The 22,091-nt window shown below is 64.8% G+C and carries 18 protein-coding genes and 1 pseudogene; 12 read left to right on the forward strand and 7 right to left on the reverse strand.

The annotated features are described in order from the left end of the window. Positions 1-17: 17 nt before the first annotated feature. Together ACVWZM_RS07370 and ACVWZM_RS07375 are read left to right on the forward strand one after the other, a co-directional pair. Positions 18-1,013, forward strand: coding sequence for an NHL repeat-containing protein (locus ACVWZM_RS07370; RefSeq protein WP_168859119.1), 996 nt, complete (start codon positions 18-20; stop codon positions 1,011-1,013). 538 nt (positions 1,014-1,551) lie between these two features. Continuing rightward, positions 1,552-2,868: an ISNCY family transposase gene (locus ACVWZM_RS07375; RefSeq protein WP_456852136.1), complete on the forward strand. Its 1,317-nt coding sequence runs from the start codon at positions 1,552-1,554 to the stop codon at positions 2,866-2,868. Positions 2,869-3,091: 223 nt separating this feature from the next. On the opposite strand, the gene ACVWZM_RS07380 is transcribed toward ACVWZM_RS07375, so the two are convergent. Beyond that, positions 3,092-4,324: a rhodanese-like domain-containing protein gene (locus tag ACVWZM_RS07380; RefSeq protein WP_168859120.1), complete on the reverse strand. Its 1,233-nt coding sequence runs from the start codon at positions 4,322-4,324 to the stop codon at positions 3,092-3,094. A gap of 247 nt (positions 4,325-4,571) precedes the next feature. Between ACVWZM_RS07380 and glgC the strand changes: the two genes are divergently transcribed. Both glgC and glgA read left to right on the forward strand, forming a co-directional pair. Next, complete coding sequence (gene glgC / locus ACVWZM_RS07385) at positions 4,572-5,834, forward strand: glucose-1-phosphate adenylyltransferase (protein ID WP_057018901.1); 1,263 nt, start codon at positions 4,572-4,574, stop codon at positions 5,832-5,834. Then, positions 5,831-7,285, forward strand: a complete 1,455-nt coding sequence (gene glgA / locus ACVWZM_RS07390; RefSeq protein WP_168859121.1) for a glycogen synthase GlgA — start codon at positions 5,831-5,833, stop codon at positions 7,283-7,285. The genes glgC and glgA overlap by 4 nt, the downstream gene beginning before the upstream one ends. 65 nt (positions 7,286-7,350) lie before the next feature. Here the strand turns inward: glgA and ACVWZM_RS07395 are convergent, their stop codons facing one another. From ACVWZM_RS07395 to ACVWZM_RS07410, 4 genes are all read right to left on the reverse strand, one after another. Next, positions 7,351-7,665, reverse strand: a complete 315-nt coding sequence (locus ACVWZM_RS07395) for a hypothetical protein (protein WP_057018843.1) — start codon at positions 7,663-7,665, stop codon at positions 7,351-7,353. Positions 7,666-7,796: 131 nt separating this feature from the next. Then, positions 7,797-8,927: a serine hydrolase gene (locus ACVWZM_RS07400; protein ID WP_082653927.1), complete on the reverse strand. Its 1,131-nt coding sequence runs from the start codon at positions 8,925-8,927 to the stop codon at positions 7,797-7,799. Positions 8,928-9,450: 523 nt separating this feature from the next. Continuing rightward, positions 9,451-9,939, reverse strand: coding sequence for a DUF417 family protein (locus tag ACVWZM_RS07405; protein ID WP_076829046.1), 489 nt, complete (start codon positions 9,937-9,939; stop codon positions 9,451-9,453). Between the two features lie 196 nt (positions 9,940-10,135). Further along, positions 10,136-10,771, reverse strand: coding sequence for a TetR/AcrR family transcriptional regulator (locus ACVWZM_RS07410; protein WP_076829047.1), 636 nt, complete (start codon positions 10,769-10,771; stop codon positions 10,136-10,138). A 248-nt stretch (positions 10,772-11,019) separates the two neighbouring features. Here ACVWZM_RS07410 and ACVWZM_RS07415 point away from each other — a divergent pair, with 248 nt between their 5' ends. From ACVWZM_RS07415 to ACVWZM_RS07450, 8 genes and pseudogenes are all read left to right on the forward strand, one after another. Beyond that, the gene (locus tag ACVWZM_RS07415; protein ID WP_253587679.1) at positions 11,020-12,330 is read left to right on the forward strand and encodes an FAD-dependent oxidoreductase; all 1,311 of its coding nucleotides are present in this window, start codon (positions 11,020-11,022) and stop codon (positions 12,328-12,330) included. A 5-nt stretch (positions 12,331-12,335) separates the two neighbouring features. Then, a pseudogene (locus ACVWZM_RS07420) lies at positions 12,336-13,191 on the forward strand (ABC transporter ATP-binding protein). Then, positions 13,188-13,982 (forward strand): ABC transporter ATP-binding protein, encoded by a 795-nt coding sequence (locus ACVWZM_RS07425; protein WP_456852312.1) that lies wholly within the window; start codon positions 13,188-13,190, stop codon positions 13,980-13,982. Before ACVWZM_RS07420 ends, ACVWZM_RS07425 begins: the two are co-directional and overlap by 4 nt. Beyond that, a complete protein-coding gene (locus ACVWZM_RS07430; RefSeq protein WP_168858857.1) occupies positions 13,982-15,916 on the forward strand; it encodes an AMP-dependent synthetase/ligase in 1,935 nt (644 codons plus the stop codon). Before ACVWZM_RS07425 ends, ACVWZM_RS07430 begins: the two co-directional genes overlap by 1 nt. Next, the gene (locus ACVWZM_RS07435; protein ID WP_168858856.1) at positions 15,917-16,789 is read left to right on the forward strand and encodes a branched-chain amino acid ABC transporter permease; all 873 of its coding nucleotides are present in this window, start codon (positions 15,917-15,919) and stop codon (positions 16,787-16,789) included. Then, complete coding sequence (locus ACVWZM_RS07440; protein WP_456852314.1) at positions 16,789-17,835, forward strand: branched-chain amino acid ABC transporter permease; 1,047 nt, start codon at positions 16,789-16,791, stop codon at positions 17,833-17,835. The genes ACVWZM_RS07435 and ACVWZM_RS07440 overlap by 1 nt, the downstream gene beginning before the upstream one ends. A gap of 34 nt (positions 17,836-17,869) precedes the next feature. After that, on the forward strand, positions 17,870-19,030 hold the full coding sequence (locus tag ACVWZM_RS07445; RefSeq protein WP_076829054.1) for an ABC transporter substrate-binding protein: 1,161 nt from the start codon (positions 17,870-17,872) through the stop codon (positions 19,028-19,030). A 4-nt stretch (positions 19,031-19,034) separates the two neighbouring features. Continuing rightward, positions 19,035-19,781 (forward strand): NAD(P)H-dependent oxidoreductase, encoded by a 747-nt coding sequence (locus tag ACVWZM_RS07450; RefSeq protein WP_076829055.1) that lies wholly within the window; start codon positions 19,035-19,037, stop codon positions 19,779-19,781. A gap of 184 nt (positions 19,782-19,965) precedes the next feature. Here the strand turns inward: ACVWZM_RS07450 and ACVWZM_RS07455 are convergent, their stop codons facing one another. Together ACVWZM_RS07455 and ACVWZM_RS07460 are read right to left on the reverse strand one after the other, a co-directional pair. After that, positions 19,966-21,159, reverse strand: a complete 1,194-nt coding sequence (locus ACVWZM_RS07455) for an acyl-CoA dehydrogenase family protein (protein ID WP_092083745.1) — start codon at positions 21,157-21,159, stop codon at positions 19,966-19,968. Then, positions 21,156-22,091 carry an alpha/beta hydrolase gene (locus tag ACVWZM_RS07460; RefSeq protein ID WP_168858855.1) on the reverse strand — a complete coding sequence of 312 codons (936 nt, stop codon included), beginning with the start codon at positions 22,089-22,091 and terminating at the stop codon, positions 21,156-21,158. Before ACVWZM_RS07460 ends, ACVWZM_RS07455 begins: the two co-directional genes overlap by 4 nt.

A 22,091-nucleotide genomic window follows, 5' to 3' on the forward strand; every position in this document is an offset into this window, starting at 1 on the left:
ATCGAGGAAACGCGATCATGATAAAAAACAATGGCGCCGCGGGACGTCCGCGCGCAACGGGAGAACTGCTCAAGATCCGCCGCGCATCGCTAGCGGCCATCATCCTTGCGCTCGGTGCGGCCGGCGCAGTGCGCGCCGAAACAGCTGCGGTCGGCGTTCCCGACAAGAGTTTTCCGGAGAGCGTGACCTCGACTTCCGACGGGACGCTCTACGTCGGCAGCTTCAACCATGGCGGCGTGACGAAGATCTCGGGCGGCAAGGCCGAGCAGCTGGTCAAGCCGGGCGCCGCCGACAGCCGCTCGACGCTGGGCGTGCTCGCCGACGAGAAGAGCGGCACGCTCTATGTTTGCTCCAACGACATCAGCGCTATGGGCGTGGCGGGGCCGAGCGACACCAAGGGCGCCTGGCTGAAGACCTTCGATCTCAAGAGCGGCGCGCCGAAGGGCAGCTTTGCCTTGAGCGATCCGAAATCGTTCTGCAACGACATCGTGGTCGGTGCCGACGGCACCGCCTATGTGAGCGATTCCTTTGCGCCGTTCGTCTACAGCCTGAAGGCGGGCGGCACGGCGCTGGCGACGTTCGCGACCGATCCGCAGCTCGCGCCCGCCAAGGACGGCGTCGGGCTCGACGGCATCGCGATCGGCGCCGACGGCAATCTTTACGTCACGACCTTCATTCCGGCAAAACTGTTCAAGATCGAGATGAAGGACGGCAACGCCGGCGCCGTGACCGAGCTGAAGCCGTCGCGGCCGCTCGACCACGCCGACGCGTTGCGGGCGCATGGCGGCGGCTTCCTGCTGATCGAGGGCAACGGCAAGCTCGACAAGGTCACGGTGAAGGGCAGCGAGGCTACCATCGACACCATCAAGGATGGCCTCGCCGAGCCGGTCTCGGTGACGCAGGTCGGCGATGTCGGCTGGGTCGCCGAGGGCAAGCTGTCCTACGTGATCGGCGACAACAAGGGCAAGGACCCCGGTCCGTTCAAGCTGACGCCGGTGGCGCTGCCGAAGTAGCGACGGGCTGGGTTACGCTTCGCAGCAAACTCGGTGTATCTCCCCGGCTTGCGGGGTCGAGACGAGCGAAGCTCCCTGTTAGGTCGGGTCGCATTGATAGATGCGATCCGACTCCTCACGGCGTTCGTGCTTAAAGGCCGCGCCGTACTGGATGCCTGTGCGGGTATGGCACCGGAGAGATGAGAGCCCGCGGCTCCCTCCAACACGTCGTCCCTGCCTAGTGCGCAATTGCGCACGGGAGCAGGGACCCATACTCCGCGGCGGACCTTGTTGAAGGAATTCGTCGTTCCAGCATCGCCCAGCAATTGGCATTTGTGGTTATGGGTCCCTGCTTTAGCAGGGACGACCATGCCGGCACGATTTCTGAATAATGGAAAAGTACCACTGATTTGCCCGACGAGTCAAGTTGCCGTGTCCGCCGGTGTCAGTAGCTCGTGATCTGTCGCCTGTTTGTAGCTCGTGAAGTGTCGTGTTTTCGGTGCTCCGGAACAAGGGGGGCACGATGGGCACGGCATCCATTCACGAGGGTGTACGACGGATGCGGTTTTCAGATTTGCTGGATCGGACGGAGGCGAAGGAACTGACGCAGGAGGCAGCTTCGGAGGTTCTTGGGATCAGTGTTCGGACGTTTCAACGCTGGGCGGAGCGCTATGAGGCGGAGGGCGACGACGGGCTTGTCGACCGCCGGCTGGGGCGTCGTTCGCCACGGCGGGCGCCGGAGGAGGAGCTGGAACGGATGCTTGCGCTGTACCGGGACAAGTACGCGGACTTCACGGTGAAGCACTTCCACGAGCAGATGCAAAAGCGGCACGACTATGTGCTGGGCTATACGGTGACGAAGCTGGCGCTGCACGCGGCGGGGCTGGTGCGGAAGGCTCCGAAGCGTTCGGCGCACCGCAAGAAGCGGCCGCGGCGGCCGCTTCGGGGCATGCTGCTGCACCAGGACGGATCGCGCCACGTTTGGATCGAAGGCCTGCCCGCGAGGGACCTGATCGTCACGATGGACGATGCGACCAGCGAGATCTACTCGATGGTGCTGGTCGAGGAAGAAGGAACGGCCTCGACCTTCCAGGCCTTGCGCGAAGTGATTGGCGAGCATGGCCTGTTCTGCGCGCTCTACACCGACCGCGGCAGCCATTATTTCCTGACCCCAAAAGCTGGCGAGAAGGTCTCGAAGACGCAACAAACCCAGGTGGGACGGGCTTTGTCGCATCTTGGGATCGAGCATATCGCAGCCTATTCGCCGCAGGCGCGCGGGCGCTCCGAGCGGGTGTTCGGCACCTTGCAAGACCGGCTGCCGAAGGAGCTGCGGCTTGCCGGGATCACGACGGTTGAGGCTGCCAACGCGTGGCTGAAGGCGCATTACATCCCCGGGCACAACGCCGCGTTTGCGATCAAGCCCGAACAGGAAGGCACGGCATTCGTGGCCGACCGGCATGAGGCCTGGCGCGAGGCGCTGTGCGTGATCGAGGAGCGAACCGTCGCCAACGACAATACCGTTGCATGGAACGGTCGGCGGCTGCAGTTGCCGCAGAGCCGGCTCAGACCTCACTTCGTCAAGGCCTTGGTGCGGCTCCATGAGTATCCCGATGGCACCGTCAGCGTGTTCCTTGGACCGCATCGATTGGCGAGGTTTGCGCCTGACGGACAGCAGATCAGCCCCGACGCGCTTCAGCCTGGCGGCGTGCTCGGAGCCGTCAAGGACAAGCCCTGGCGGGCGCGCAAGCGCGCGTCCTTGACCGCTCCTGCGCGCGCCGCCGTCGAGAAAGCGCGGGTCGGGACGGAGAAACGGGCTTCAAGTCGAACAAAGAAACTCACCCACAGGGCTAAAACCGCCACAACAGCCGTGGCATGATCAATCAGGGAAAGCCGTCCCCGCCTTCCGGCTCCCCTGCAAATCAGACACGAAGGCGACAGATCACGAGCTACAAAAACACGACATCTTCACCCGCTACGGACAGTTGCCGTGTCCGCCGGCAGCCACCGGCTCCTTTGCATGGGGTTGTTTTCGATATTTTGGCAGTGCGCCCCTGCGTCTCGGCACCGATGCGGTCGCCCCGCCGTCACCACGTCATCCGCTAGATCACATAGAACCCGTGCGTGCCGTCGCGGCGCAGCTGCTCGACGAGGCCGTACTCCCAATCGAGATAGGCCTGCATCGCCTGCTCCGCGACGCCGGTGCCCTCATAGGGTCGCCGGTAGCAGTGCGCGGGATCGGGCCGCGGCACGATGCGCGGCGGGCCGACTTCGAGCCGGCCGTCATAGCCGCCGTCGAGCACATAGACCTCCCAGCCCATCTGCGCGAGCCAGGACGCCGTCATGTCGGCGCGGATGTTTTTGTCGTCGCTCAGCACGATGCGCGCGCCGCGCACGGGCGCGGCCATGTCGATTTCCTGCACCAGCTGGCCGCCGGCATAGTGGCGGAAGCCGGCAAGGTGACCGGTCGTGTATTCCTCGGCATCGCGCACATCGAAGCGATACAGCGTACGGTGTGCGTCCTCGTCCAGCGCAGCGAGTTCATCGATCCCGATGTGACGGACGCCGGCGCGATAGGCGACGTCGCGCGCATTGTCGCCTGCGCCCTCGAACGGAGCAATGCCGCCGCGCTTGCCGGCGCCGTGCTCGAGATCGTGCTTCGCCAGCGTCCAGCCGATCGTGCCGTTGCGCAGCGCCCGCACCTTGTTGGGCAGTCCGGCATTGATCAGCGACTGCGTGCCGATGATCGAGCGGGTGCGGCCGGCGCAGTTGACGATGATGGTGGTGTCGGGATCCGGCGCCGCGCCGCCGGCCCGCAGCAACAGCTCGGCGCCGGGCACGCTGACCGAGCCCGGGATGTTCATGGTGGCATATTCGTCGAAGCGACGGACATCGAGGATCGCGATGTTGGCCTTGTCCGAAATCAACGCGGCGACCTCGTCAGCACTCAGCGACGGCGTGTGCCTGCGCGACTCGACCAGTTCGCCGAACGCCTTGGCGTAGGAATTGACATCCTCAAACACCTCGTAACCGGCCGCCTTCCAGCCTCCTAAGCCGCCGGCGAGCGCGGCGACATTGCCGTAGCCCAGCGCCATCAACTGCTCCACGGCGGCAGCGACCAGCCCCTCGCCATTGTCATAAAGAACGATCGGCACGTCCTTGCGCGGCAATCGCAGCTCGGCTTCGAGCGCGATCCGGCCGGCCGCCATGTTGGCGGCAAACAGCGGATGGCCGGTGGCGAATTCCGCCTCATGCCTGACGTCGAGCAACGCGATCTCCCGACGCAGCAGCAGCGTTGCGCGGATGTCCTGGGGCGTGACGGAAGCAAGTGTCATGGAATGCTGGCCTGACAGAAGAAAACGGCAGGCTTGCTCTAGGCCGAAATCACGCCTCGTCAATAGCTTTAACCGGCCCGCAACCCCGATCTTCACGAGCGGGGGTCCGGGGAACGAAAGCCCGCCATCCCGCTTTGCTCAACCGGGATGCACTTGCTACGTTCCCAATCGGCCCCGTTGGCGCCCGATCAGGCCTTCCGGACAAGAGAAGGTAGCGGGGCCAGCCTGAAGTTCTGGGAGGATGACCATGAGATCCGTCGGAAATGAACCCTTGTCGCGTCACGCCCTCGCCTTCGTGCTGGCCGGCGGACGCGGCAGCAGACTTCAGGAGCTCACCGACAAACGCGCCAAGCCCGCGGTCTATTTCGGCGGCAAGTCGCGCATCATCGATTTCGCGCTATCCAATGCGGTGAATTCGGGCATCCGCCGCATCGCGGTGGCGACCCAGTACAAGGCGCACAGCCTGATCCGGCATCTGCAAGGCGGCTGGAACTTCTTCCGGCCGGAGCGAAACGAGAGTTTCGACATCCTGCCCGCAAGCCAGCGCGTCTCCGAAACGATGTGGTATGTCGGCACGGCCGACGCGGTCTACCAGAACATCGACATCCTCGAAGCGCACGGCACCAAGTACATCCTGGTGCTCGCCGGCGACCACGTCTACAAGATGGATTATGAGATCATGCTGAAGCAGCATGTCGAAAGCGGCGCCGATGTCACGGTCGGCTGCCTTGAAATGCCGCGGGCTGAATCCAGCGCCTTCGGCATCATGCATATCGACGAGACCGGCCTGATCCAGTCCTTCCTCGAGAAACCCGCCGATCCGCCACCGATGCCCGGCAAGCCCGACAAGTCGCTGGCCAGCATGGGCATCTATGTCTTCAATTCGGAATTCCTGTTCGACGAGTTGCGCCGCGATGCCGTTGACCCGAACTCGGCCCACGATTTCGGCAAGGACATCATCCCCTATATCGTGAAGCACGGCCGGGCGATCGCGCATCAGTTCAACGATTCCTGCGTCCGCTCCGGCGACGATCCCCGCTCCTACTGGCGCGATGCCGGCACCGTCGATGCCTATTGGGGCGCCAATATCGATCTCACCGACGTGGTGCCCGAGCTCGACCTCTACGATCGATCATGGCCGATCTGGACCTATGCCGAGATCACCCCGCCTGCCAAGTTCGTGCATGACGAGGACGGACGACGCGGCCAAGCGGTGACCTCACTGGTCTCGGGTGCCTGCATCATCTCGGGCGCGTCGCTGCGCCGCTCCCTACTGTTCACCGGCGTGCACGTCAATTCCTACGCCAATATCGAGAATGCGGTGATCATGCCCTATGTCAATGTCGGCCGCGGAGCACGGCTCCGAAACGTCGTGATCGATCGCGGGGTGAGGATTCCGGAAGGGCTCGTGGTCGGCGAGGATCCCGAATTCGACGGCAAGCGCTTCCGCACCACCGAGAGCGGCATCACGCTGATCACGCAGTCGATGATCGACAGGCTGGGGACATGACGCCCATCCGCGTCCTCGCAGTCGCCTCTGAAGTCTACCCGATCGTCAAGACCGGCGGCCTTGCCGACGTGGTCGGCGCGCTGCCGGCGGCGCTGAAGCAGCACGGCGTCACGACGCGGACGCTGGTGCCCGGCTATCCCGACGTGCTCAAGGCGCTGGCTTCGGCGGAGACGCTGCTGCACTGGCCGGAATTTTACGGCGGGCCGATCCGCGTGCTGGGCGGCACGCATGATGGCCTCGATCTGTTCGCGCTCGACGCGCCGCATCTCTATGCGCGCCCCGGCAATCCCTATGTCGGCCCGGACGGACGCGACTGGCCGGACAACGGCATCCGCTTTGCCGCGCTGTCGCGGATGGCGGCGGAGATCGGCCAGGGCGCGATCACCTCCTTCGTCCCCGACATCGTGCATGCGCATGACTGGCAGGCGGGCCTCGCACCCGCCCTCCTGCATTATGCCGGGCAACCACGGCCCGGCACGGTGATGACCGTGCACAACCTCGCCTATCAGGGCCAGTTCTCGCCGGACATGCTTGCCGCGTTCGGCCTGCCGGGCGAATCCTACGCGCTCCATGGCGTCGAATATTACGGCACCATCAGCCTGTTGAAGGCCGGCCTGCAATTCGCCGACCGCATCACCACGGTGTCGCCGACCTATGCGCGGGAGATTCAAAGCGACGAGGGCGGCATGGGGCTCGGCGGCCTCCTGCGCGAACGCGCCGATGTGCTGAGCGGCATCCTCAACGGCATCGACATATCGGTGTGGAATCCGGCCACCGATCCCGACATTGCGGCACGCTTCAGCGCCGAGCAGCCGGCGGAGCGCGCGGTGAACAAGGCAGCGCTGCAGCGGCGCTTCGGGCTTGATCCCACGCCGGATGCGATGCTGCTCGGCGTCATCAGCCGGCTGTCATGGCAAAAGGGCCTTGACCTTCTGCTCGAGAACATCCCGACGCTGCTCGGCGAAGGCATCCAGCTCGCGCTGCTCGGCAGCGGCGACCGCGACCTGCAGGACCGCTACGCCGCGCTGGCGCGCGACAACCCCGGACGGATCGCGGTCGTGATCGGTTACGACGAGGCGCTGGCGCATCTGATCCAGGCCGGCGCGGACGCGCTCGCGGTGCCGTCGCGCTTCGAGCCGTGCGGCCTCACCCAGCTGTGCGCGCTGCGCTACGGCGCGGTCCCTGTTGTCGCCAATGTCGGCGGCCTTGCCGACACCGTGCTCGACTTCGACGAAGTCGCGATCACCGGCGATGCGCCGACCGGCGTCAAGTTCGCACCCGTCACCTCGGATGCGCTCGCCCACGGCTTGCGCAAGGCAAACCTGCTGTTCAACGACAAGGTGACATGGCGCCGGCTGCAGCAGGCCGGCATGGCCACCGATGTCTCCTGGCACAATCGCGCCGGCCGCTACGCCGCGCTCTATCGCGAGCTCGCGACGACGCGGCGCTAGAGCACAATCCGGAAAAGTGCCAACCGGTTTTTCCGCGACAAAACGCGAAGCGTCTTGCGCTGAGATCAGTTCAGCAGATCGCAGGACGCGATGCGGTTGATGTCGGCGAGGCGCCGGTCGGGATTTCCCTTGAGATCAAGGCTTGCGACGAGATCGAGCAGCCGGCCATAGGCGCGGTCGGCGACCGCGACCGGCAGCGGCTCCTCGTCGAAGGTTTCGACGTAGTTGCCGACGAGTCCGCTCAGCAGCCGGCAAACGCCGCGTTGCTCCGGGTCGTCCTTGCTCAGAATCTCGAGTTTTTGCTGGAAGGTCCTGAAGGTTCGCAACCCATGGGGCTGTTGCGAAAGCCAATTGTGCAAATCAGGATACAGATCGGTCATATCAGCCTCTTCAAAATGGAGAAGAAGCTACCGGCTTATACAGCTCATCACGGTTCCGCGCCATCGCGATTTTTGCATGCATCCTCTGCCCTGCCGCGCAGGCCGTGTCATTGGACTGGCACGTCCTGCGATTAAAGTCGCGCGAGGGCCGGCAAGATCCTGTAGCGCGCGATCTCGTGCGGATAGTCGCCGCGATTGGCGAGCAGCACGATGCCGAGCCTGCGCGCCGGCACCAGGCCGACATAGGCTGAGGCGTTATTGAGACCGCCCGGCTTGTCGATCACGGTGATGCCGTCCAGCCGCACATGCTCCCATGCCATCGCCTGGCCGAACTTTTCGTCGACGCGAAAACTCTCCCGCTCGGTCATCTGCAACGCTGCGCGCAATTCGGGATCGATCACCGCGCCGTCGAGGCAGGCGCCCAGCAATATGCCGAGATCGCGCGCCGATGAGAACATCTGGCCGGTGCCTGGAAAATCGTAATAGCGCTGCTGATTGCCCGGCGGACCGATCGCCGTGCCGTCGTGGGAGTAGCCCTGAACCACGCGCTGCATCAGCTCGGGCGCCATCCTCGCGCGGTTGTCCTCGCTGCGGTCCGGAACGAAGGTCGACGTCATTCCGAGCGGATTGAGGATGCGGCTCCCGATCAACGTCGCGATCGGCATCTCATAGCGCCGCTCCAGCACCAGCTGCAGCAGGACATAGCCGGCATGGCTGTAGATGCGCTGCTTGCCCGGCTGCTCTCCTGCCGGCGGCGTCCACGCGTTGAGCATCGCGATGAACTGATCACGGCTGAAGGTCCCGACCGGCCATGGCGGATGATCGGTCGGCAGCAGCAGCCCCGACGTATGATTGACGAGTTCGCCGATGGTGACGCGGCTGACGTAGTCGCCGTTGAGCTCGGGCAGATACTTGCCGACCGGATCGTCCAGCCGCAATTCGCCGCGCTCGGTGCCGAGCGCGACCAGCGTCGCCTCGAACAGCTTGCGCAACGAGGCAAGGTTGAACAGCGTGTCCGGGGTGACCGGCCGCTTCGCTGAGTCATCAGCGAAACCGTAGTTGAAGAACGCGACCCGGCCCCCGGCATAGACCGCCGCGGCGAGGCCGCCCGGGTCGGTCGCGGTCGCGGTCGGCGCGAGTTCCGTCGTGACGATGTCCCTGATCTGCGCGTCCATGTCGGAATCCGCGCGCGCTACCCCAAGCACGCTACCAGCGACCACGAACAGGACGGCCGCGATCCGGACGGTGAGCCATTGTCTCATGAAGAACGAAATCGGCACGATGTTGCGATGCGACCTGCAGACAATCTGTTCACCATCGAGAGATGGCGACATCACGATCCTAGCGGTGGAACCCAAGCGTCCGAATTCACGATTACGCGTCTTGCGCCGTTACCCGCCCGGCTGGGGACGGGGCGGCCCGATCGCTGTTCCGGTGGTCACTTCCGGAAGCCGCGATCGCGACCGCCCTCCCACTCCAGCCACGGTGCGGGAACTGCAATCGAACTAAAAAATGCAGGACGTTTGAAATGACGGGAGTGGGCTTCGACGAAACGGCAAGATCGGCGCTTGCCGATCGGGCCAAGGATATTTCTGACTTCGTCACATTCCGCTCCCAACCGGGGACGTTTCTTCCTAGCAACAATTCGTCAATCGAAGGTTGCATAAGCCGATCGGATTCGATTTTCAAGACACGGTCGTCCGCGACGTTTTGTCCTGTTCCAGATGCCGGATGCGCGCGATGACTGTTTAACCATTGGTTAACCATCGATGCGCGGCGCGACACCTATTTGGCGCGCAAGCGGACGATCGACCGCGGCAACGACGCCAACAGCAGCACGAGGCAGACGCACAGAAGCACGATGTCCTTGAACAGGAACTCGCCGGCCAGGTTCCAGGCCATCGGATCGGTCGACAGGCTCCATTTGACCACCCCCGGCGTCGTGAAGAAGAACGACCACGTCACCGCGAAGGTGAAGACGCCCATCAACGAGCCGATCGCCGAGAGAAGCGGGCTGAACGCGCCGGCGACGAGCAGCGCCGCAATGCCGAACTCGGCCACCCCGAGCACATAGGCCTCGCCCCGGAGACCGAACACCGACAGCCACGAGATGAACGGGCTGTTGCTGATGAACTGCGCGATGCCTTGCGCCGACTGCAGCGTGAATTTCTGCATGCCGAACGACACGAAGATCACGACCATGACCCAGCGCAGGATCGCGAGCGCTCGATAAGACCCCTCGCCCTGTTCGGCGATGTTGAACGACAGATTCATGTGGTTGTTTCTTCCCTCGCTGCGGAGCCACCATCGGCCGCTGTCGCGGCGTTCGTGGCAAAACTACGCGGCGCGCCGCGCGTGCGTTACGCGCGGGACAACGTCTCGGCCTTCACGATGATGTGCAGACGAGATGAGGAATAATCGCTGCGAGAGATGTCTTCGGCGCGAAGCCGCAGTGCGCGCCGCGTCGGCCTCACGCGCGCTGGCGCAGCGGCCGCGCGGCGTTCTTTGCCGGCACCGGCATGGTGAAGCCGTACAGGAACAGATCCACCACCATGTCGGCGAACTCCCCTGGATCGATCCCGCCCTTCGGATCGTACCAGGTGTGGCTGAAGTTCAGGATGCCGAACAGCATCATGCTGTAGATCTTCTTGGTCCGCTTGACGATCTTGCCTTCCTTGTCGAGCTTGACCAGAAGATCCGAGACCGTGTCGACGAGTTGGCGCTCCAGCGCCTTGATCGCATCCTGCTCGGTCTCGCCGAGGAACGAGAGGTCGTTGAGGATCACGCGCTGCTCGTCGCTCGAACGCGCATTCAGCGCGACGATGGCCTGGATCGCGGCGCGGAACTGCTCCAGCGTCGTCGCCTTTTCGGCCATCGCGGCTTCGACGTCCGCGATCATCTCGCGGATATGGGCGTCGAGGATCGCGAACAGGATCGCTTCCTTGGAATCGAAATAATGGTACAGCGCGCCGCGCGACAGCTTGCAGGCATCCGCAAGGTCGGCGATCGAGGCACGCATGTAGCCCTGCCGCGCGAACAGGCCGCAGGCAGTGGTGAGAATGTTCCGCTGAATCTCGTCGTAATTCTCTGAGCGCGTCCGCGCCATTGCCGTCTCTCTCGTGCACCATCGGCGCCGCCGGAATCGGGCGACTGCCTCTCTCTATACTACCGCCGCCTCACGCTCTCCTCCCCTTTGCGGGCACCATCCACCAGAACTCTTCGATCGCCCATGATGACGCGACCTGCGTCAAAAAATAATTTGAACGACCGGTCGGATTATATTAGACTGCGTTCCATCAAGCAAGCGGATTGCGCACGCCGGGAGCAACCCGGCGGCATCGCGGGAGGTTGCGCGTGGATTCTCAAAGGATCGATGCTGTCGTGATCGGAGCCGGTGCCGGCGGGCTGTGCGCCGCGGCGCGCCTCGTCCATGGCGGGCTGCATACGCTCGTCGTCGACGACAAGGACCGGCTCGGCGGGCGCGCCTCGACCGAGGAGATCGACGGCTTCAAGGTCAATATCGGCGCGATCGCGATCGAGTTCGGTGGCGTGTTCGAGGAAACCTTCAACACCATCGGCGCCCCGCTCGACATCCGCGCGCCGGAGCCCGCGAGCTCGTTCTTCATCGACGGTAAGGTGATCGATGTCGGCCGCGGCGGCTGGTCGCTGCTGCTCGGGCAGCTCACAAAACAGGCCTCACGCATCCTGGAGAAATTCGCCGACGCCCGCTCCGGCAACCTGCCCGACGGGCGGCAATCGACCGAGGACTGGCTGAAGGGCTACACCAGCAACGCCACCGTACACGCGCTGTTCCGCAATCTTTGCGCGGCGATCTTCGCCTGCAACGCCGCCGAGCTGCCGGCCCGCGCCTTCCTCACTTATTTCACCAGCAAGGGCGCCTTCAAGAAATTCGGCTTCTGCCCGCAGGGCACGATCGGGGTCTGGAACAGCCTGGGCAGCGCGATCAGGCGCAACGGCGACATCTGGCTGGAAACGCCGGCGACCACGATCCACACATCAGACGGCCGCGTCGAAGGCGTCACCGTTCTGCGCAATGGTGAACTGGTGCGGGTCGACACCGATCTCGTCATCAGCAATGCCGGGCCAAAGGCCACCGTCGCGCTCGCCGGCAGCGAGGCGTTCCCGGCGGATTATATCGCCAGGGTGAAGAACGACCTTCGCCCGGCCGCCAACATCGTCATCAATGTCGCGAGCCGCGAGCCGCTGATCAGTCATCCCGGCATCGTCACCTTCGGCAAGACGCGCCGGCTCTGCAACATGGCCAACCTCTCTGCCACTTGTCCGGAATTGGCGCCGCCCGGCTGGCACCTCTATGTCGCCTATGCCGTGCCGGTGCCCGCGCTCGGCGATTTCGATGCCGACGCGGAGGTCGCGCTCGCGCTCGAGGATCTTCGCGAGCAGTTCACTAATTTCGACCAGGCCAAAATCCTGTCGATCCGGGTGATGCGCGACGACTGGCCGGCGCAACGCAGCTGCGCCGGCTACGATCTGCCGCGCGAGACCGGCATCGAGGGCCTGTGGTGCGTCGGCGATGCGGTGAAGCAATATGGCAATGGCGGCACGCAAGCCTGCGCCGAGACCGCCAAGATCGTCACCGACGCGATCCTCGCCGCACGCCCACGCTTATCGGCAGGCCGGGTCTGAGCACGATGCCGACGACCATCCCGCATCCGATGCCGCAAGCAGCGCCGCAGGCCGCGCCGGCGCAGGATGGCTTGCTTGAATTCCGCAACATCCGGATCGTCTACGACAATGCGATCGAGGCGATCCGCGACGTCTCGATCGCGGTGCCCGAGGGCAACATCGTCGCCCTGCTCGGCTCCAACGGCGCCGGCAAATCGACGCTGCTGAAGGCGATGTCCGGCATCCTCTATACCGAGGAAGGCGTGATCGAGAACGGCAGCATCCGCTTCCGCAATGACGAGGTGCATCGCCTTGCGCCGGACGAGCTGGTCCGCCGCGGCATCGTGCAGGTGCCGGAGGGCCCGCCGCGTGTTCGCGGCGCTCACCATCGACGAGAACCTGCAAATGGGCGGCTACACCAGGACCAGCGCCGAGGCGCGCGAGCGCCGCGACAAGGTGTTTGCGCTGTTTCCGCGGCTATATGAGCGGCGCGACCAGATCGCCGGCTACATGTCCGGCGGCGAGCAGCAGATGCTAGCGATCGGCCGCGCGTTGATGACCGATCCCGTGCTGCTGGCGCTCGACGAGCCGTCGCTCGGGCTCGCGCCGCTGATCATCGACCGCATCTATGAGGTGATCGTCCGGCTGCGCGACGAACTGAAGATGACGGTGCTGCTGGTCGAGCAGAACGCGCAGCGCGCACTCGACATCGCCGACTACGGCTACATCCTGGAGACCGGCCGCGTCGTGCTCGACGGCACGGCAGCGAGGCTCACCGCCAACGAGGACGTCCAGGAATTCTATCTCGGCGTCTCCTCCACCGGTCGCAAGAGCCTGCGCGACGTGAAGCACTACAAGCGCCGCAAGCGGTGGCTGTCGTGACCGCGCTGCTCACGGTCGAGAACCTGTCAAAGCGCTTCGGCGGCCTGCAGGCAGTCGCCGATGTCAGCCTGCGCGTCGCGCCCGGCGAGATCTGCAGCGTGATCGGTCCGAACGGCGCCGGCAAGACCACGCTGTTCAACATGATCTCGGGCGTGCTGCGGCCGAGCGGCGGCCGCATCAGCTTCGACGGCATCGACCTCTCGACGATCTCGCCGTGGAAATTCGCCGCCGTCGGTATCGGCCGCACCTTCCAGAATCTGGCGCTGTTCAAGCACGGCACCGTGGTCGAGAACATCCTGACCGGCCGCCACACCCATCTGCGCTCGACCGTGCTCGATGCGGTGTGGTTTTACGGACGTACCCGCAAGGAGGAAATCGCGGCACGGCAACGCGTCGAGCACATCATCGAATTCCTCGAGATCGAGCACATCAGGGACGCCGTGGTCGGCATGCTGTCCTACGGCCAGCAGAAGCGCGTCGAGCTCGCCCGCGCGCTCGCCTGCGAGCCGAAGCTATTGCTGCTCGACGAGATGGTCTCCGGCATGAACCAGGAGGAGACCGAGGACATCGCGCGCTTCGTGCTCGACATCCGCGACGAGCTCGGCATCACTGTCGTGATGATCGAGCACGAGATGCGCATCGTGATGGACATCTCTGACCGCGTCCATGTGCTGAATTTCGGCCGCAAGATCGCCGAAGGCACACCTGGTGAGATCAGGCGCGATCCGGCAGTCGCGGAGGCCTATCTCGGCGGCCAGCGCGCTGACGCGATGTCAAAGGCGGGCGCGTGATGTCGACGCTGGACAGCCTGCGCACCGCTCATCCGCCGCTGCCAGCCAGCGCCGCACGCAGTGTGCCCGCAGCCGGCATCGACGCGTTGCAGGCTACGCTTGCGGATGCCGCCATCACCATCCCGCAATTGCTACGGCAGCGCGCCGCGATGCACGGCGAGGCGCAGGCGCTGCGCGAGAAGGACTACGGCATCTGGAATCCCTATTCCTGGCGGCACTATTACGACACCGCGCGCGCGGTGGCGCTCGGCCTGCTCTCGCTCGGCATCAAGCCTGGCGACCGGATCGCCATCGCCGGCGAGAACACGCCGGAATGGTTTTACGCCGACCTTGGTGCGCAGATGATCGGCGCGGTGGCGGTCGGCATCTATCCGACCAATCCCTGGGTCGAGCTGCAATATATCGTCAAGCATTCGGGCGCCCGCATCGTCGTCACCGGCGACCAGGAGCAGACCGACAAGGTGCTCGACGCGATGGCCAATAATGGCGGCCTGCCGGACCTCGAGGCCATCGTCTGCGTCGACATGAAGGGCCTGCGGCATTACCGGCAATCGGAGCTGATGTCGTTCGCCGCATTGTGCGAGCGCGGCAAGACCTACGCCCAGGAGAATTCGGAGGCCGACGCGACGCTCGACCGCCTGATCAGCCAGGGCGCGCCCGACGACGTCTGCATCCTCGTCTACACCTCAGGCACGACCGGCCCGCCCAAGGGCGCGATGCTGACCCATCGCAATCTCGTCTACGCCGCCTATGCCTACGCCAGGACCGTCGGCATTGCCGACAAGCCGTTCGAGGCGGTGAGCTATCTGCCGCTGTGCCACGTCGCCGAGCGCTGCTACGGCACCGTGACCCATCTGGTGCTCGGCGGCACCGTGTCCTTTGCCGAATCGATCGACACGGTCGCGATCAACATCCGCGAGATTGCGCCGACCTTCTTCGTCGGCGTTCCGCGCATCTACGAGAAGCTGCAGCAGGGCTTTCTGTTTCGCCTCGGCGAGAGCGGTCGCCTGCGCCAGAGTTTCACCAGGGCCTGCCTCGCCTGGGGCCGCACGCTGTCCGACCGTCGGCAGGCCGGCAAAGACAATTGGCTCGATCGCGCCGCCTACGGGCTGCTCTATCTCCTGATGTTCCGCAATTTGCAGCGCCATCTCGGCTTCGCCTACAGCCGGCACCGGCTGTGCGCCGGCGCCTCGATCTCGCCGGAGACGCTGCGCTTCTTCGACATCATCGGCCGTCCGGTGTCGCAGGGCTATGGCCTCACCGAAAGTGGCGGCGTCGCCTTCATCCAGACCGAAAACCATCACCGGATCGGCGGCTGCGGCGTGCCGCTGCCGCAGACCGAATGGAAGTGCGACACCGACGGCGAGATCCTGCTGCGCAACCCCGGCGTCTTCAAGGGCTACTTCCTCGACGAAATGGCCTCGACCGCCTCGCTGGAGCCCGGCGGCTGGCTGCGCACCGGCGACATCATCGATGTCCTCGACAATGGCGAGATCGCCGTGGTCGACCGCAAGAAGGCGATCATCATCACCGCTGGCGGCAAGAACATCGCCCCGTCCGAGATCGAGAACGCGCTGAAGGATTCCGAATTCATCAAGGAAGCGATCGTGGTCGGCGAGGCCAGGAAGTATCTCGGCGCCATCATCCAGGTCGATTACGACAATGTCGGCCGCTGGGCGCGCGAACGGGCGCTCGCCTACACCAACTACAAATCGCTGTCGCAGCTTCCCGAAGTGAATGAGCTGGTCGGGCGCGTCGTCAACGAGACCAACAAGCGGTTCGCCCGGGTCGAGAACATCAGGCGCTTCGCCATCCTGGAAAAGGAGCTCGACCATGACGACGGCGAGCTGACCGCCACCCAGAAGGTACGCCGCGCCATGATCGAGAAGAAGTTCGCCCGCGAGCTCGCCATCATCTACCGGGCGGAGGGCTGAATGCAGTATCTCATCCAGCTGCTGATCTCGGGGCTCGCGATCGGCGCGATCTACGGGCTGATCGCGATGGGCTTTGCGGTGATCTACAAGTCCACCGGGCTGGTCAATTTCGCACAGGGCGAGATGACCATGATCACCGCCTATATCGCCTGGACGATCTCGACCACGGTCAGCGGCAATGTGTTCGTCGTCGCGGTGGGTGCGATTCTCGCCGCTGTCCTGCTCGGCCTGATCATCGAGCGGCTCGTGATGCGGCCGATGCTGGGCGAGCCGGTATTCGCGACCGTGATGGTCACGATCGGGCTCGCCGTGATCCTGCGCTCCGCCATCAACTTCATCTGGGACGCCTATCCGCACGGCCTCGACATCGGCATGGGCCGCGGCATCGTGCATCTCGGCGGCATCGGCGTGCGTACCGGGCAGATTGCGGTCATCGCGACGCTGCTTCTGCTGATCGCCGCGATCTGGGCGTTCTTCCGTTACAGCAAGGTCGGGGTTGCGATGCGCGCGGTCGCAGCCGACGATCGCACGGCGCTGTTGATGGGCATCAGCGCAACAAGAGTTCATGCGCTGGCCTGGGCCGCGTCTTCGGTGATCGCCGGCATCGGCGGCGTGTTCTTCGCGCTGTCTTATGATCTATCGCCGGCGATGTTCCAGCTCGGGCTGAAGGCGTTTCCGGCCACCATCCTCGGCGGCCTCGACGCCGTGCTCGGTTCCGGCCTCGGCGGCCTCCTGATCGGCATCACCGAAAACCTGGCCGGCGGCTATATCGGCTCCGGCATGAAGGAGGTCGCGGGCTTTGCCATGATCATCATCGTGCTGATGATCCGCCCGTTCGGCATCTTCGGCGAACGCGACATCGAGAGGGTGTGATGCGCACCGGCGATTACAAGCAGAGCTACGGCGAACTGGTTGCGCTGATCGATTCCCCGCCGGTGTGGCTATGGTCGGCCGTGTTGCTGCTGGCGCTGATCACCGCTCCTTTTGTGCTGAACTCCTACGCGCTGTCGTTCCTGATGATCATCCTGATCACGGTCACCGGTGCGCTCGGACTCAACATCCTGACCGGCTACACCGGCCTGATCTCGCTCGGCCATGTCGGTTTCCTCGTCACCGGTGCCTATGCCTATGCGGTGCTGGTCTCGAAGTACCACATGCCGCCGCTGGTCGGCTTCTTCGGCGCCGGCGTGGTGCCGGCGCTGGCGAGCCTGATCGTCGGTGCGCCGTCGCTTCGGCTCAAGGGACTTTACCTCGCCATCACCACGCTCGCCTTCTCCTTCATCATCAACACCGTGATCCTGGAGATGCGCTGGCTCACCAACGGCGCACGCGGCATTCAGGTGCAGCGGCCCGAGATCCTCGGCATCAGCTTCGACGGCGACGCGGCCTTCACCTATCTCTGCCTCGGCATCGCGGCACTGACGCTGTTCGCCACCCTCAACATCCGCCGCGGCCGGGTCGGCCGCGCCTTTGTCGCGATCAGGGACAACGACACGGCGGCGCGCGTCATGGGCATCAACCTGCATGCCTACAAGCTGTTCGCCTTCGTCACCTCGGCGTTCATCACCGGCATCGCCGGCGCGCTGTACGGCATCTATCTCTCCTTCGTCAGCGTCGAGGGCTTTCCGTTCCTGCTCTCGATCGAGGCGCTGGCGATCCTGATCGTCGGTGGACTCGGCTCGGCGCTCGGCGCGGTGCTCGGCACCATCCTGATCGTGCTGCTGCCGGAGGCGACGCGGCTCGTCTTCAGCCTGTTCAGCGCGCAGATGGATGCGACCTTCACGACCGGCGCGCAGGAGCTGAAGAGCATGCTCTACGGCCTCGTCATCATCCTGTTCCTGCGCTTCCAGCCGCGGGGGCTGGTCGGCGCCTGGCACGACATCAGGCGGGCCTGGGTGCACTGGCCGCTGCGCTACTAATCAAAAAAAGACGCAACACCATGAGGAGGAGACAATGATCAAACACCTGGCGGCGGCCGCGCTGCTGCTTTCCACGGCCTGTCTCGCGACCGGCCCGGCTACTGCCGCCGATCCCGGCATCACCGACAGCGAGATCCTGATCGGCGACGTGGAGCCGCTGACCGGCCCGCCGGCGCTGCTGGGCGTCGCCGCCTCGATCGGCCACAAGATCGCGATCGCCGAAGCCAACGCCGCCGGCGGCATCAACGGCCGCAAGATCAAATATGTGCTGGAGGACGACGGCTACGTCACAGCGCGAACCATCCAGGGCGTCAAGAAGGTGATCGACGTCGACAAGGTCTTCGCGATGCTCGGCATCTCCGGCTCGGGCCAGTCGATCGCTGTGATGCCGGTGCTGGAGAAGTCCGGTATCCCGACCGTGATCGACGTCGCGCCGGTCAAATTCCTGTGGGAGCCGGCGCGCAAGAACGTGTTCGTGGTCGGCCAATCCTACGAGGAGGGAATCATCCATCTCGTCAACTTCCTCGCCGACAGGAACCCCGGCAAGAAATGGGGCCTGATCACCCAGGACGACGATTACGGCATCACCGTGCGCGACGGCTTCGATTCCGTGGTCAAGGCCAAGAAGCTGAACGTCGTCTACAGCGGCAACTACAAGAAGGGCCAGCAGGACTTCTCATCCGACATGCTGCAGCTGAAGGATGCCGGCGCCGAGGTGTTTTTGGCCGGCGGCATCATCGCCGAGAATATCGCGATGACAAAGGAGCTCGAGAAATTGAACATCAAGCCGGTGACCGGCATCTTCTGGCCCGGCCGCATCGAGCCGGTGCTGAAGCTGATGGGCCCGGCGGGCGATGGCATCTACGCGGTCGACTATGTCGAGCCATTCGCCGGCGCGGCGGGCAAGGCGTTCCTGGAGAAGGCCAAGCCGCTGGTGTCGGAGGCCGAGTTCAAGGGCATCAACCGCTACACCATGACCGGCTATGCCGCCGCGAAGGTCTTGATCGCGGCAATCGAGCGCTGTGGCAAGCAGCCGACCTGGGCCTGCACCATCTCGGAACTGGAGAAGACCAAGAATGTCGAGACCGGCGTGATGGCGCCGATCAGCTTCGGTCCCGGCGTCCGCTTCTCGAACCAGAAGCTGCAGATCATGCAGGCCGATGCCGCGACGCTCAGCTTCAAGCCGGTGAACTAGAGAGATGAAGGTCCTGATCGTCTTTGCCCATCAGGAGGCGCGGTCGTTCAACGCTGCACTGCTGGCGCGGTCGGTGGCGGAACTGACCGCGCTCGGGCATACGGTCAGGATCTCCGATCTCTACGCCATGCGGTTCAACCCGGTAGCGACCGCCGAAGACTTTGGCGCGCGGCGGTTTCCCGACCGGCTGCAATATGACCGCGAGCAGAAATACAATCTGCAGCACGGGGCGCTCAGCGGCGACATCGCCGCCGAGATCGAGAAGCTGCTGTGGTGCGACCTCCTGATCTTGCAGTTTCCGCTGTGGTGGTTCTCGGTCCCCGCCATCATGAAAGGCTGGATCGACCGCGTGTTCGTCAACGGCGCAATTTACGGCAGCGGCCGCCGCTACGACACCGGCGGCCTTGCCGGCCGCCGCGCCATGGTCGTGACCTCGACCGCCGCCTATCCCGGCATGTGCGCGCCCGACGGGCTGGTCGGTGCGCTCGATGTGGTGCTGTGGCCGATCCAGAACGGCATGCTGGCCTATGCGGGCTGCAAGGTGCTGCCGCCGTTCGTGTCGTATTCAGTGAACTTCGTCGACGAGGCCACGCGGCACCGCTATCTCAACGACTATGCCGAACGGCTGCGGCGGCTCGAGACCACCGAGCCGCTGTTCTTCCACCCGCTCGCGGATTTTGGCGAGGACTGGCGGCTGAAGCCGGGCATTGCGGCGCAGACTGTCGGCCAGGGCGCTCGTGCCCAGAAATGACATGACCCGGACGTAGGTCTGCTCCCTCGCCCCGTTCTTACGGGGAGAGGGTTGGGGTGAGGGGCCGCATCCGCAGACGCGCTGCCAGAAACGCTCGTGGAGACTCCCCCTCACCCGGATCGCATCTCACGATGCGATCCGACCTCTCCCCGCAAGCGGGGCGAGGTAAGAAAGAGCGCCGGCGTCACATCCTTTTCGCCACTTCCTCCAGCATCACCTCGGTGGCGCCGCCGCCGATCGTCAGCACCCGCGCGTCGCGCACCATGCGCTCGATCGGGGTGCCGCGCATGAAGCCTGAGCCGCCGTGCAGTTGCAGGCAGCCATGCACGACCTCGTGCAGCACCTCGGGCGACAGCGCCTTCACCATCGAGACCTCACGCAGGCAATCCTGCCCGGCCGCCGCGAGCTCGGCGGCCTGATAGGCCAGCGCCCGCGCCGCCGCCGCCTTCGCGGCAAGCTGGGCGAGCTTCAGCCGCACGCCCTGCTGATTCCAGAGCGGGCCGCCGAATGCCTGCCGCGTCTTCACGTAATTCGTCGTCAGCTCGATCGCCTTGGCGGATTCGCCCGCGCAGATGCCGCCGATGCAGATGCGCTCGTTCTGGAAGGTCTCCATGATGCCATAGAAGCCCTTGTTCTCCTCGCCGAGCAGGTTTTCCGCCGGCACGCGCACGTCCTGGAACGCGATCTCGGCGGTGTCCGAGCAGAGCCAGCCATGCTTGTCGAGTTTGGTCGCCGTGATGCCCGGCGTGTTGCGCTCGACGATGAACAGCGAGATGCCGCGGCTGCCCTTGGCATGCGGGTCGGTCCGCGCGGCGACGATCAGGATGTCGCCATAGACCGCGTTGGTGATGAACATCTTTGCGCCGTTGATCACCCAGCTGTCGCCGTCGCGCCGCGCCCGCGTCTTGAGGCCTGCGACGTCGGAGCCCGCATCGGGCTCGGTCACCGCGATCGAGCAGACCGTCTCGCCGCGGATAATCGCCGGCAAATACTTCTGCTTCTGTTCCGGCGTACCGCGCAAGGAGATGTGCACCGCCGACATGTCGGTATGCACGAGGATCGACGAGGTGAAACCGCCGAAGCTGGAGCGCCCCAACTCCTCGGCGAATACCATCGAGGCCAGCGGCCCCATGTCGGTGCCGCCATGGTCGACCGCGTGGCGCATGCCGAGAAAGCCGAGCGCGCCCATGCGGCGATAGATCTCGCGCGGGATCTTGCCGTCGCGCTCCCACGCCTCGGCATGCGGCACTACTTCCTTCTCGACGAAGCGGCGCACCTGCTCGCGCAGCATGCGCAGCTCCTCGGGCAGATTGGGCTGCTCCGAAAAGTGGAACTCGGCCTCAGTGAGCTGGCGCGGATCCGACGTCATGACGTTCATTGTGGCGCCCTCTCATGGCCGATGTGAAGATGGTTGCGCAAAAAAGCTGCCAGCGATGCGATCGCCTCGCGCGCCTGCGAAATCTCCGGGAACATCTGGAAGACGTGGATCATGCCGTCCCACACCTGGAGCTTGACGTCGACACCGGCAGCCTGCGCCCGGGCGGCCAGTTCCGTCGCATCGTCGCGCACGGTCTCGCGGTCGCCGACCTGCACCAGCAGCGGCGGCAGACGGGTGAGATCGGCATAAAGCGGCGAGGCCAGCGGATCGCGGACATTGCCGTCCTTGCCAAGGTAGTTCTTCGCCAGCGCCAGGATCATCGCGCGCTGGTGGATCGGATCGGCCTCGGCCCTGCTCTGATAGCTCGCGCCGCTCGCGGTAAGATCGGTCCAGGGCGACATCAGCGCGGCGGCGGCGGGCAGCGGCAAGCCACGGTCGCGCGCCGCCAGCATCGCGCACAGCACGAGATTGCCGCCGGCCGAATCCCCGGCGAAGGCGATATCCGCCGGATGCAGCCCCTGATCGCGCAGATATCGATAGGCAATCAGCGCATCCTCGAGTGCCGCGGGGAAACGATGCTCCGGGGCAAGCCGGTAATTGATCGAGAGCACGCGGCAGCCGGATGCATCGGCGATCCGTGCGGCCAGGTCGCGATGCGACGCGACCGAGCCGATACGGAAACCGCCGCCGTGAAAATGGAGGATCACCTTGTCGCGCGATGCGCCCGTCGGCACGAGCCATTCGCCGTCGACCCCGCCGGCGGCGACCGGTTGGCGCGTCACCGGCACCGAGCAGCCGGCAAAGGCGGCGTCCCAGTCGTCGCGCATCTGCGCCACCGATGTATCGCGGGTCCAGCCGCGATAGATCGCGCGCAAACGCTCGATCGCGCGATCGACCGGCGTGATTGCGATATCGTCGTCCGCGCTGCCCAT

It is taken from the genome of Bradyrhizobium sp. USDA 4501 (genome assembly GCF_054062115.1).